Below are 12834 nucleotides of genomic sequence, written 5' to 3'. Positions count from 1 at the left end.
ATAGGTAAAAAGTATGCTCAACCCTTATTGTAACAAGTTGAAGCAGAAAATTTTAAAAGTAAAAGGAATTATGCGTGTTTAGGTGGCTGAAGGAGCTTTTCCTTGTGAAGCGATGAGTATGAGTTTAGATAATGAAAATTTGATTCCACAGATTTAAAACCTTCATAATCATTAAAAGAATTTGATGTGTAAAAAGGCAAAAACGCAGTTATGGTAATGCCGTGTCCTTGGCATTGAAACGGTAATTGCTCATGGTCGCTCTGTTCTTCTTGATGATTTTTGCTATGCTCACCTTTTAGTTCGCCGTAGTGTTTAGATACGAACACAAAAAAACTATCACCGTATTCTTGTTTATGGAATTGGGCGTGCTCTATGAGTTCATCTATTTGCAAAATGTCTTCTGCACCTATATGAAAGCTTTGGATTAGAATAAATCCTGATAATGCTATGGCAATTAACCTACTCACTCAAACAAAGTTAGTAAATTTTAAAATAGGACGTTAAATGAGTATTAGTATATAAAATTTTTGGTATAATTCTTAATGGCAGCCACAATCATCAATACCACAGCTTTTTGAAGACTTCTTTTTTGGAGACCAAACGAATTTTTTAACCAAAAAAACAATAGCTATAGCTAATGCTGAAAAGACTAATATGTTTTGTACCACTACATTCATTTATTTAAGTAATTGAAATGCAATTAACGCTACAATATACGCAAAAGTACTCATAATAACCAGTTGATATACAGGCCATTTCCATGAATTTGTTTCGCGTTTTACAATGGCTAGGGTGCTCATACATTGCATAGCAAAAGCATAAAACAGCAATAATGAAATTCCTGAAGCAAAATTAAACAACGGCCCACCCAAAATAGGATTTACCTCTCCCGCCATTCGGTTTTTAATAGTCTCTTCTTCATCGCTTCCAACGCTGTAAATTGTTGCCAAAGTACCAACAAAAACCTCTCTTGCGGCAAATGAACTTACAATGGCAATGCCTATTTTCCAATCATATCCAAGAGGTCTTATCACGGGTTCAATGGCGTGTCCTGCGATACCAATAAAGGAATGTTCTAATTTATGTGAGGCTATTTTTTGCTGTAAGTCTTCTTCACTCAAGTTTTGTGAAGCATATTCTGTTTTTACTATATTTTCAGCATTGTTAAACGTTTTTCCAGGACCATAAGACGCCAAAAACCAAAGCACAATTGATATAGCTAGAATAATTTTTCCTGCTCCAAAAACAAACGATTTCGTTTTTTCAACCACCGTTAAAACCACATTTTTAAAAAGTGGTAATTTGTAATTAGGCATTTCAATTACAAAAAATGTTTTGCTTTTAATTTTTAAAACTTTATTGAGAATGTAAGCCGATAGAATTGCAGTTCCAAATCCTATTAAATACAAAAGCATAAGTGTTAATGCTTGGTAGCTTAAACCAAAAAAGCGTCCTTCAGGAATTACAAGGGCAATAATAATTAAATACACAGGCAATCTTGCAGAACACGTGGTAAAAGGCGTAACTAAAATGGTAATTAAACGTTCTTTCCAACTTTCAATATTACGTGTAGCCATAATAGCAGGAATTGCACAGGCAGTTCCAGAAATTAAAGGCACAACACTTTTTCCGCTTAAACCAAAACGACGCATAATACGGTCCATTAAAAACACTACGCGACTCATATAACCACTTTCCTCAAGTACAGCGATAAATAGAAACAGAAAAGCAATTTGCGGAATAAAAATAACAATACCGCCTAGTCCAGGAATAATACCTTCAGCAATTAAATTGGTAAATGCGCCTTGTGGTAATGTGTTTTTTACCCATTCACTTAAACTGGCAAAGGTGCTATCAATAAAGTCCATGGGCACCTCTGCCCAATCATAAATAGCTTGAAAAATAGTAAGTAGAATAACGGCAAAAATTAAATACCCCCAAACTTTATGGGTGAGAATTCTATCAAGTTTAATACGCAAATCTTTAGCTTGACTTAAGTCTATGGTTTGCCCTTTTGCCAGAGCTTCGTTGATAAATTGATACCTTTTTATCGTTTCTTTTTGCTGTAAACGTTTTAAATCGCCTTTGCTTTTCGTTTTAAAATCAGCAACTGCATCAAAATCTTTCCTATTGGTTTTGCCAAAATTCACATCTTGTGTAATTACCAACCAAAGTTTATATAATAGTTGATTAGGAAAAGCCTTTTTTAGATTGCCAAAGTAAGTAGGGTCTATAGTAGTGGTATCTAAACAAGGTTTAACCGAAACCTCTTTATGATGTGCAATAAGGTGTTTTAATTTATCGATACCCTCATTTTTACGCGTACTTACTAAAGCTATTTTAGTATGAAGCTTCTCTTCTAAATAGTCGATATCTAAGGAAATCCCTTTGTACCTCATCCTATCTGCCATGTTAATTACCAATACAGTAGGTATCTCTAAATCCTTAATTTGTGTAAAGAGTAGGAGGTTGCGTTTTAAGTTCTCAACATCGGTAACCACCACAGCGATATCAGGGAAATCCTTATCGTTTTTATTCAGCAAAAGCTCAATAACCACATTTTCATCAAGAGAAGAAGCGTTTAAACTATATGTTCCCGGTAAATCAATAATATGAGCTTTAACCCCACGAGGTAATTTACAAATGCCCTGTTTTTTCTCAACCGTAATGCCTGGGTAGTTTCCCACTTTTTGGTTTAAACCAGTAAGCGCATTAAATACCGAAGTTTTTCCAGTGTTTGGATTTCCAATTAAAGCAACATTTATTTGTTTACTCATGCGTTACTTTTTCTATTAAAATATGAGCAGCAGTTTCTTTTCTAATGGCTAGGTGCGTGCCATTTACATTTAAATACATTGGGTCTTGAAAAGGGGCAACTTGAACCAACTCTACAGAATTCCCGGGGAGACATCCCATTTCTAAGAGTTTTAAAGGAATATGAATAGACGAAACATCAGCAATTATAGCATGTTCTCCGCGTTTTAGATGTGCCAAAGTATCCTTCAAGCTTATTTAGATTGATTTTAAAGAAGCAAAAATAATACAATTGTTTAGAAGTATAAAAGTTATAGCGGTTAAAGTTTTATTTTATTTGGGCGTTCCCTTCCTGACACTTCGACAAGCTCAATGCAGGTGTCGGGTCGGGCTTTCCGTTAATAGTTTTGGCTTCCCGCATTGGCGGGACCAAAAGCCAGAGTTTATCCTGAGCATAGTCGAAGGGCTGCAATCCCTAACGCAAAGCACAATTAGGCTTTCTCTATTTATATTCTTCTTTTAAAATTGCAATATCGTCAAGTAAACGATCAATGTCCTCCTGGTTAGTGCCATCATAAAACCCTCGTATTTGTTGCTTTTTGTCAATCAGCATAAAATTTTCAGTGTGTATCATATCAAAAGGGCCACTATCACCATTTTCCTTAACCGCCAAATAACTTTTACGCGCTAGTTTATAAATCTCTTTTTTGTTACCAGTGACTAAATTCCATTTTTTGTCATTTACTCCTTTTTTTTCGGCGTAGCGTTTCAATTGCGCTACAGTGTCAATTTCAGGAGTTACTGTATGCGATAACAACATCACTTCCGTATCGTTTATAATTTCTTTTTGTATTTCAGCCATATAATCCGTCATAATAGGACAAATAGTTTGGCAAGTCGTAAAAAAGAAGTCGGCCACGTATATTTTATCTTTATAGCTGTCTTGGGTTATCGTTTGTCCATTTTGGTTTGTCAAACTAAAATCAGCAATTTTATGGTATTTCTTTTTGTATTGCAACGTGCTATCAACCAATTCGGTACTTACCATCGAGGGCTGATAAATTGGTAAGGGTTGGTACACATTCAAGGTATTGTAAATAATTGAAATGATAATTACCGAAATAATGCCAAATACTATGGCAAACAGTTTATAATCCTTAAAAAACGATAACATTTTACAGGTTTAAAATTTAGAATTCATGCAAAAATACGTTCTTTTAAAATCGTGTAAAAGCTAGAGTTCACTTAAATTACTGTTAAAACATGGTGCAATTGTTTAATTGCTTTTTAAACTTGGTTTAAAACCTTACTTTTGTGCGGTTATTTTAAATCTGATTGAAGATTATATGGAGTTTGTTATAAAAATATCACAGTTTTTACTGAGTTTATCATTGCTTATCGTTCTGCACGAATTAGGGCATTTTATTCCAGCAAAAGCTTTTAAAACAAGAGTAGAAAAATTCTATTTATTTTTTGATGTGAAGTTTTCATTGTTCAAGAAAAAAATAGGAGAAACTGTTTACGGTATAGGATGGTTGCCTTTAGGCGGATATGTAAAAATATCTGGAATGATAGATGAAAGTATGGATACTGAAGCTATGAAAGAGGAACCTAAACCCTGGGAGTTCCGCTCTAAACCTGCATGGCAACGGTTAATTATAATGTTAGGAGGGGTTACGGTTAACTTTGTTTTGGCAATATTTATCTACATAGGAATGAGTTATTTTTATGGAGATACGTTTTTACCGAATGAAAACATTAAGGATGGGTTGGTTATTGAAAATTCCGTTGCGAATAAAGTTGGATTACAAACAGGAGATAAAATTTTAGCCGTTGACGGAGAAAAGATTGAAACCTATTCTGAAATATCTGAAAAACTACTTTTTGGTAAAGAAGTTTTAATAGAAAGATCAGGAGAACAATCCACTATTATCATGCCTCAGGATTTTCTTGCGCAATTAATGGATTCTAAGGAGAGAGGATTAATAAGCTTAAGGCAGCCTTTTGTTGTGGTTAAAGTTCCAGACACCTCTTATAATGCTGGTAGCGGTATAAAAAAAGGCGACATTATAGTTGGCATAAATGGGGTGGAAACCAAATATGCTGATCAAGTAATGCTGGCTTTAGATCAATTTAAAGGGCAAAAAGTTCCTGCTAATATTCTACGAGAAGGAGAAAATTTCCCAACATCTTTAACAATTAGTGACAACGGAAAATTAGGCATGGTGTATGCACCACAGTCTACTCCTGAAACCCTAGAAGCTCTAGGGTATTACGATTATGATATTAAAAAATATGGTTTTTTTGAGTCTTTCCCCGTAGGCTTAAATAAAGCAAAAGATAGGTTGTCTTCGTACTGGGGGCAACTAGAAGCGATTTTTACACCAAGTACTGGAGCCTACAAGGGTGTTGGTGGATTTAAAGCTATATACGACATATTTCCAAGTTTTTGGAGCTGGCAAGCATTTTGGAGTATTACAGCATTTTTATCTATTATGTTGGCAGTATTAAATTTATTACCAATCCCAGCTTTAGATGGGGGGCATGTAATGTTTTTGCTTTATGAAATGATATCAGGAAGAAAACCAGGAGACAAGTTTATGGAGTATGCACAAATGGTAGGTTTCTTTATTTTGATAGCGTTAGTTTTATTTGCTAATGGTAACGATATTTACAAGGCAATTTTTGACTAACTTTTTTAGTTATTATATTTGTTGTAAATAAAAATTAATATATATTTGCGCTCGCAAAAGCGAAATATAACCTTCCTCAGTAGCTCAGTTGGTTAGAGCATCTGACTGTTAATCAGAGGGTCGCTGGTTCGAGCCCAGCCTGAGGAGCAAAAAGCCTTAACGTTACGTTAAGGCTTTTTAGTTTTTGGCTCCATAGTTCAAGGGATAGAACAAGAGTTTCCTAAACTTTAGATCCAGGTTCGAGTCCTGGTGGAGTCACTAAGAATTTAAAATGTCTTTTATTGCTGTTAAAGTTTGCTTAGAATTCCCAACGAAAATGTTGTTATCAATTATAATTACCGGTCTTTTTAAAAATGTGTAGTGTTCTAGGATGTAATGTTTATAATCTTTTTCAGTTAATTCTTGATGCTTTAAATCCATTTTCTTGTAGAGTTGGGACCGTTTACTAAAAAGCGATTCATAACTACCTGCAAGAGCTTTCATTTCTTCTAATTCATTAACGGTAATAGCTTCAGTTTTTATGTCTTGTAGCTCAAATTCCGAAGGTAAATTCAGCTCTTTTAAAATTCTTCTACACGTATCACACGTCTTTAAATAATATACTTTTTTCATGGTTTTATCTATTTCAAAAAGCAAATTAAAACTATATTTAGCAAAAAAATAAACGATATGGATTTTACATTTAAGGTTTTAGAAAATACACGAGGTATTTTAAAAAAAATTATTGAAAACAATACGTTAGAAAACCTAAATAAAATACCAAAAGGTTTTAATAATAATATTATTTGGAATATTGCACACGTTGTGGTTTCAGAGCAATTGTTGGCCTATAAATTATCAGGTTTAGATTCTACATTATCAGATGACATGATAAATACATATAGAAAGGATACTAAGCCAAATGGTGATGTGTCTCAAGCTGAGGTTGATGAAATTAAAGACTTATTATTATCAACCTTGGAAAAAACAAAGGAAGATTATTACGATGATGTTTTTGAAAACTACAATGCTTACACGGTTTCCACAACAGGTAATACGTTAACTAATATTGATGAGGCGTTACAATTTGTGGCCATACATGAAGGTTTGCATTATGGCTATATATTGGCGCTTTTAAAGGCTATTAAAAACTAAATAGTCATTTACTTTTTCAAAAGGTATTTTAAATTCTATGATACCTGTGGCATAAGGTGCTATTTCATAAGCGTTGTATAAAAGAATAACGCCATCTTCTGAAAATCCTATATTTACAGGGAGTTCGAAATTATCTGGCTCAAAAAGTATAGATTTATCTGTGATTTCTTCGTCGAAATATAACTTGGCAATAGTTTTAAACGATTCCATATCGGTAAACAACTTTTCTTTTGAAATTTCTTTACCTGTTGCAGCATCAAAATTTAAAAAGGAAATTGTGGTATTACCATGAGCGCCTCCAGTATTTAAGTATGCAGTTATAGCTATACTTATTATTTCAGCAGATTGAAAACTTACCTCCCCGTCTATTTGTGCATCCCAATATTGTGGTATTTCTGGAAAGTCTTTTTTGAAATTCCGGTATTCAGTATTAAACGCATCAATTTGAGTAGTTATAGATAACGATTCATCACTAACTTCAAGTTCTCCAATGGTAAGTAATGATGCTACATAATTCTCAACATTTAGGTTTATAGATTTACCTATGCGTGTATTTCCTAAAGCTTTAGGAATAAAAACTTCAACTATACTATTATTTTTAGTTGTGATTTCAACTTCAGAAAACGAAAGTTTCCCAACCTCTTTTTTACAAGAAAGGACTAAAAGGATAATTGAAAGCAAAAAAAAGGTTCTTTTGGCCAAGGAAAATGTATAAAATGTATTTTAATCTAGATAATAAATATACCCCACGTTAAGCCAAAGTAGCCAATCGTTATGTTTATTGTATTCCAATACGTGATCGAGTCCATCTACACGGTCATCAAAGTAATGTTGCCATCTTAGATCTAGCATTAAATCTGATAATTTTCCAATTTTATACCTAAACCCCACACTAGCTACAACAGACCAGGTATTTCCAGGATTAGCATCTACATCTCCTGGGTCCCATCCAGAATAAAAATTGGATGGATCAGTAATGTCTCCAATTGCTAAAGGATTGGGGTTGTTGTAAGTAGTGCTTACCTCTGGTGTATAATGTGTGTAATGCACTCCTAAGCTTATAAAAGGAGCAACTCTATACCCGTAGGCTTGGAAGGAACGTATACTTAATGGAAAAAACTCCAACTGTGTTCCTATATCAAGATTGTTAGCATAACCTGTATGGGCTCTCAATTTGTCTGCATCTGCGGAAGTTCTAGAACCATCCACCCATTCTCCATGATGATCGAGTTTAGTTCTATTCCAAGAAATTTCATTTCGTAATTTAAAATGATCGTTAAAATAAGTATCTGTTGTATAACAGTTACAATCAGCACGATAAGCGAAATTGATATAATGCACGATACCGATACCAAACCCCGTGTTACCAAAATTTGTTTTCAGATCATTTCTACTACCGTAGTCCGACTTCATCTTTAAAGGGCCTGCAATAACGCCGATTTCATGAGAGAAGCCCAATTGGGCATGTGATGTTTGCCAAATAGCAAACACACAGAGAGAAAGAGCTAAACGTGTTAAGTTAAGCGTCATAGGATTATGTTTTCGAGGCGTTAACGCAACAAATATATAAAAACTCGATGAACCACCAAATTTTTCTGATAAACTGCATTTGGCTTTTACTTTGTATTGCGAAATATTAAAAAGAAACGCATTATTTTTAAAGATAACGTATATTTGCGCTTCAAAATTGTATTTTCATTAAAATTTAAACATTTGTTAATCGATGAAAGAAATAATTTCAGAGTTTTTGGATTTGGTAAAAGAGCGTAACGCTCATGAGCCAGAATTTTTACAAGCGGTTGAGGAAGTGGCAGAAACCGTTATCCCTTATATCGTTAAACACGATATTTACTATGGAAAAAATGTATTACTTAGAATGGTAGAACCAGAACGCTTGGTGTCATTTAGAGTATGCTGGGTTGATGATGATGGCGAAATTCAAGTAAACAGAGGATACAGAATTCAAATGAATTCTGCTATTGGCCCTTACAAGGGAGGGTTGCGTTTTCATCCAACCGTTAATGCAAGTATTTTAAAATTTTTAGCCTTCGAACAGGTGTTTAAAAATAGTCTAACAACATTACCAATGGGTGGCGGCAAAGGTGGTAGTGATTTCGACCCTAAAGGAAAGAGCGACAATGAGATAATGAGATTTTGTCATGCATTTATGAGTGAGTTGTTTAGACATATTGGTCCTAATACGGATATACCAGCAGGAGATATTGGTGTTGGCCAAAGAGAAATAGGGTTTCTGTTTGGAATGTACAGAAAGTTAAGAAACGAATTTACTGGGGTTTTAACAGGAAAGGGTATGACTTGGGGGGGGTCTTTAATTAGACCAGAAGCTACAGGTTACGGTACAGTATATTTTGCTGAAAACATGTTAAAAACAAAAGATGATAATTTTGATGGAAAAACGGTGGTGATATCTGGATCTGGAAACGTAGCACAATATGCGGCTGAAAAATCCATTCAATTAGGAGCTAAGGTTTTAACACTATCAGATTCTTCTGGATATATTTTTGATGAGGACGGTATTGATGCAGAAAAGCTAAAGTTTGTAATGCATCTTAAAAACGAGAAAAGAGGTAGAATAAGTGAATATTTGGAAGAATATCCAAATGCGAAGTTCCATGAAGGTAAAACACCGTGGAACGAGAAGTGCGACATTGCGCTACCGTGTGCAACTCAAAATGAGTTGGATGGTAACGATGCTAAAGCATTGTTACAAAATGGATGCATGTGCATAAGCGAGGGTGCTAATATGCCATCGACTAAAGAGGCTATTGCAGAATTTCATAAAGCCAAAATTTTATTTGCTCCCGGAAAAGCATCTAATGCAGGAGGGGTTGCAACATCTGGTTTAGAAATGACGCAAAACTCATTACGCTATAAATGGACAAGAGAAGAGGTGGATAAAAAGCTAAAGGAAATTATGGCAGATATTCATCAGTCTTGTAAGGAATATGGCGAAGACGAGGATGGTTATATAGATTATGTTAGAGGTGCAAATATTGCAGGGTTTGTGAAAGTAGCCGATGCAATGTTGGCACAAGGTGTTGTGTAATATGTAATGTAAAACATTTTAAAAGCTTCTCATTTTAAGAGGAGCTTTTTTGTTTTAAGTATATTATTTTAAAGTAAAACTCGTTACTTATAAATATATTTGAAGCAGAAAAAGGAGCTATGTTAAAAAATATTTTTGTTTTATTGGTTTTCTTGCTACCATCTTTACAATTTGCTCAAGACTTTTCGGCACTTTGGAAAGGACACTTTTCATATAATAATATTAATTCTGTAGTAAAAGGGAATAATAAAATTTATGCAGCCACTGAAAATGCAGTTTTTACTTACGAAATTAACACCCAAGATATAAAACAAATAACCACCGTTAACGGTTTATCTGGAGACAATATTTCTACAATACACTACAACAATACCTACGAGCTGTTGCTAATAGGCTATGAGAATGGTTTAATTGAGGTGGTTTTAGATAATGATGATAATGTATTAACCGTAGTTGATATTCTAGATAAAGTAACTATTCCGGCTTCTAACAAAAGAATAAACCATTTTAATGTTTTTGAAAACTCAGTTTTTATAGCCACAGATTATGGTATTTCTGTTTTCGATTTAGAACGTCTTGAGTTTGGAGATACCTTTTTTATAGGAGACCAAGGCAGTCAAATAAAAGTAGCGCAAACTACAATTTTTAACAATTACATTTATGCTGCTTGTAGAGGTGGAGGTATAAGAAGAGCCCTCATAAATAATCCAAACTTAATTGATTTTCAAAATTGGGAAGTCATAACATCAGGCGATTTTTTAGGTATCGAGGCACTCACAAATACCTTGTATGCCACTGCAAGTAACCGAGTAATTTATGAAGTTGAAAACACCTCGCTAACAAACCTTTTTCAATACAGTAGTGCGCCTTTAGGCATTACAGCGGTAGATAATAATCTTGTATTAAGTACAGATAGAAATGTTTTTGTATATGGTGAAGGCTTTAACTTGTTGGCCCAAGTAAATCTTACTGAAGAATTTAATACAAGATATACGTCGGCCACCATAAGTGTTAACGATATATATGTAGGTACTAGAGATTTTGGTGTTTTAAAAACATCAATATCAGCTACTGATAGTTTTGAAGAGATACATCCAGATGGGCCTCTGTTAAACACACCGTTTTCCTTAGAAGCTTTTGCTAATACCTTATGGGTGACCTTTGGGGAGTATTCAGTTTTTTTTAACCCTTATCCGCTTAATAGCAGAGGCTTTAGCTATTATGATGGTACCAGTTGGTTAAATATCCCTTACAGTGACGCTTTAGAAGCAAAATGTTTAAATAGCATTGCAATTAACCCATTTAATGTAAATCAAGTTTTTATAAGTTCCTTTTTTAATGGTTTATTGGAGGTTAATGAGGGCGTACCCACGTTTTTATATAATAATGAAAATAGTGGTCTAGAGTCTTTGGTGTTACCAACAAACCCCAATTATGTTGATATTAGGGTAGGCCCCTCAATATTCGATGAAGATGGGGTGCTATGGACAGTAACTAGTTATATACCCAAGCCTCTTAAATCATATAATCCTTCAAATGGAGAATGGCGCTCATACGATTTTACTGCCATTGTCCCAGATGAGTTTGGTATCAATTTGGGATATAGAGATTTGGTGTTGGGTAGAGACGGCACCAAATGGGTATCAAGTTTCAATTTTGGTGTTATTGGTTTTAACAATGAAGGCGGTACACAAAAGATTAAAAAAATAAGTGAAGAAGATGAGAATATGCCTTCTATATTTGCAACTGCGCTAGCTATTGATAAACGAGATCAACTGTGGATAGGAACCTTCAGAGGATTGAGGGTTTTATATAATACTTCTGGTTTTTTTGAAAATGATAATGTAAGAGTTGATGAAATAATTATCTCGGAAGATGGTGTTGCCAAGGAGTTACTTTTTCAACAATTTATTTCCAAAATAGTTGTTGATGGTTCTAATAATAAGTGGATTGGAACAATAGGGGCAGGTTTGTTTTATTTCTCTGCAGATGGACAACAAACTATTTTTCATTTTACAAAAGAAAACTCTCCACTACCTTCTGATAATATTTCAGATTTGTCTTTTGATGAATCAAACGGTATACTCTATATAGGAACAGAAAAAGGATTGGTGTCATACAAAACAGGGAGTGCCTCTACTAAAGAAGACTTTTCAAAATCTTATGCATACCCAAACCCAGTAAGGCCAGGTTTTGATATAGTTGAAGAAAAAGTTAAAATTAGAGATTTACCTGAAAACGTTAATATAAAGATTACAGATATTGAGGGAAATTTGGTGGCAGAAGCTCAATCGAGAACCAATCAAAGATATCAAGGCTATAATTTGGAAGTAGATGGAGGTATTGCCTATTGGAATGGAAAAAACCTAGCTAATAATATTGTAGCTTCTGGAGTATATCTTATTATGCTTTCAGATTTAGATAGTTTTGAAACTAAAGTTATTAAACTAATGGTTGTAAGGTAATGTTAAGCACTACAAACGCCATTGTATTATCAAAATTAAAGTATCGAGATAACGATTTAATCGTAAAATGCTACACGCAGGAACATGGCGTTATTAGCTTTTTGGTTCTTGGTGTACTAAAATCTAAAAAATCTGCTGCAAAAACGGCCTATTTTCAACTTCTATCGCAAATACAGGTTGTTTTCAACTATACAAAAAACCGCTCGCTTTATACGTTAAAAGACGTTAAATCTAATGCAGTATATGCAACGTTGCACTCGCATATTTTAAAAAGTTCTGTGGTGATGTTTCTTTCAGAAATACTGGCAACAACGTTGCAGGAAGAAGAAAAAAACGAAGCGCTATACAGTTATTTAGAAACTACTTTACTTTGGTTTGATGCAAAAACAGATGATGCCAATTTTCATTTATTATTTTTATTAAAACTCACAAAATATTTGGGTTTCTATCCCGATACAACGCAACTAAACAGTAATTTTTTCAATTTAGAAGATGGTAGTTTTCAAATGAGAGATTACGGAAAATATTGTGTTTCAGGTGAAAATTTAACACTGTTAAAGCAGCTTTTAGGTATAAAATTTGATGCATTACAAACCATAAAGATAAATGCACAAAAAAGACAATCGTTTTTAAATATGATTTTGCTTTATTTTGAATTACATTTGGGCAGTTTTAAAACCCCAAAATCACTGCAAATTTTTAATCAGGTTTTTAATTAGAA

13 protein-coding genes and 2 tRNA genes are annotated in these 12834 nt (G+C 33.9%); 7 read left to right on the top strand and 8 right to left on the bottom strand.

Annotated features, from left to right (window positions below; genetic code table 11):
- Nucleotides 1–68 precede the first annotated feature (68 nt).
- From BMY39_RS01570 to BMY39_RS01550, 5 genes are all read right to left on the bottom strand, one after another.
- The gene (locus BMY39_RS01570) at nucleotides 69–467 is read right to left on the bottom strand and encodes a hypothetical protein (RefSeq protein ID WP_092574532.1); all 399 of its coding nucleotides are present in this window, start codon (nucleotides 465–467) and stop codon (nucleotides 69–71) included.
- Nucleotides 468–539: 72 nt separating this feature from the next.
- On the bottom strand, nucleotides 540–677 hold the full coding sequence (locus BMY39_RS01565) for a FeoB-associated Cys-rich membrane protein (RefSeq protein WP_092574530.1): 138 nt from the start codon (nucleotides 675–677) through the stop codon (nucleotides 540–542).
- Nucleotides 678–2777, bottom strand: a complete 2100-nt coding sequence (gene feoB, locus BMY39_RS01560) for a ferrous iron transport protein B (RefSeq protein ID WP_092574528.1) — start codon at nucleotides 2775–2777, stop codon at nucleotides 678–680.
- Nucleotides 2770–3006 (bottom strand): FeoA family protein, encoded by a 237-nt coding sequence (locus BMY39_RS01555; RefSeq protein WP_092574526.1) that lies wholly within the window; start codon nucleotides 3004–3006, stop codon nucleotides 2770–2772. Before BMY39_RS01555 ends, feoB begins: the two co-directional genes overlap by 8 nt.
- Nucleotides 3007–3256: 250 nt before the next feature.
- Nucleotides 3257–3928, bottom strand: a complete 672-nt coding sequence (locus BMY39_RS01550) for an SCO family protein (protein WP_092574524.1) — start codon at nucleotides 3926–3928, stop codon at nucleotides 3257–3259.
- 172 nt (nucleotides 3929–4100) lie between these two features.
- On the opposite strand from BMY39_RS01550, the gene rseP reads away from it, so the two are divergent.
- The 3 genes from rseP (at nucleotide 4101) to BMY39_RS01535 (ending at nucleotide 5705) form a co-directional block, all read left to right on the top strand.
- Entirely contained in the window at nucleotides 4101–5447 is a 1347-nt protein-coding gene (gene rseP, locus BMY39_RS01545; protein WP_092574521.1) for an RIP metalloprotease RseP, read from the top strand.
- A 73-nt stretch (nucleotides 5448–5520) separates the two neighbouring features.
- Nucleotides 5521–5594 (top strand) — tRNA-Asn (locus BMY39_RS01540).
- Between the two features lie 39 nt (nucleotides 5595–5633).
- Nucleotides 5634–5705, top strand: a tRNA-Arg gene (locus tag BMY39_RS01535).
- Here BMY39_RS01535 and BMY39_RS01530 read toward each other — a convergent pair.
- A complete protein-coding gene (locus tag BMY39_RS01530; RefSeq protein WP_092577511.1) occupies nucleotides 5706–6059 on the bottom strand; it encodes an arsenate reductase family protein in 354 nt (117 codons plus the stop codon). It lies immediately after the preceding tRNA gene.
- Nucleotides 6060–6116: 57 nt separating this feature from the next.
- On the opposite strand from BMY39_RS01530, the gene BMY39_RS01525 reads away from it, so the two are divergent.
- Nucleotides 6117–6581 carry a DinB family protein gene (locus tag BMY39_RS01525; RefSeq protein ID WP_092574519.1) on the top strand — a complete coding sequence of 155 codons (465 nt, stop codon included), beginning with the start codon at nucleotides 6117–6119 and terminating at the stop codon, nucleotides 6579–6581.
- On the opposite strand, the gene BMY39_RS01520 is transcribed toward BMY39_RS01525, so the two are convergent.
- The gene (locus BMY39_RS01520; protein WP_245738125.1) at nucleotides 6561–7262 is read right to left on the bottom strand and encodes a DUF3298 and DUF4163 domain-containing protein; all 702 of its coding nucleotides are present in this window, start codon (nucleotides 7260–7262) and stop codon (nucleotides 6561–6563) included. The two genes, BMY39_RS01525 and BMY39_RS01520, sit on opposite strands and share 21 nt — an antisense overlap.
- 42 nt (nucleotides 7263–7304) lie before the next feature.
- On the bottom strand, nucleotides 7305–8111 hold the full coding sequence (locus BMY39_RS01515; RefSeq protein ID WP_092574510.1) for a THC0290_0291 family protein: 807 nt from the start codon (nucleotides 8109–8111) through the stop codon (nucleotides 7305–7307).
- A gap of 193 nt (nucleotides 8112–8304) precedes the next feature.
- Here BMY39_RS01515 and gdhA point away from each other — a divergent pair, with 193 nt between their 5' ends.
- The 3 genes from gdhA (at nucleotide 8305) to recO (ending at nucleotide 12832) form a co-directional block, all read left to right on the top strand.
- Nucleotides 8305–9648 carry an NADP-specific glutamate dehydrogenase gene (gene gdhA / locus BMY39_RS01510; RefSeq protein WP_092574506.1) on the top strand — a complete coding sequence of 448 codons (1344 nt, stop codon included), beginning with the start codon at nucleotides 8305–8307 and terminating at the stop codon, nucleotides 9646–9648.
- Between the two features lie 119 nt (nucleotides 9649–9767).
- Nucleotides 9768–12113, top strand: coding sequence for a type IX secretion system anionic LPS delivery protein PorZ (porZ, locus tag BMY39_RS01505; protein WP_092574501.1), 2346 nt, complete (start codon nucleotides 9768–9770; stop codon nucleotides 12111–12113).
- Nucleotides 12113–12832, top strand: a complete 720-nt coding sequence (gene recO / locus BMY39_RS15010; protein WP_177176520.1) for a DNA repair protein RecO — start codon at nucleotides 12113–12115, stop codon at nucleotides 12830–12832. The genes porZ and recO overlap by 1 nt, the downstream gene beginning before the upstream one ends.
- Nucleotides 12833–12834: the final 2 nt, after the last annotated feature.

The sequence above is a fragment of the Hyunsoonleella jejuensis genome (genome assembly GCF_900111025.1).
Lineage (GTDB): Bacteria > Bacteroidota > Bacteroidia > Flavobacteriales > Flavobacteriaceae > Jejuia > Jejuia jejuensis.
The sequence above is the reverse complement of the archived record's forward strand: the minus strand, read 5'-3'. Positions and strand labels throughout refer to the sequence as shown.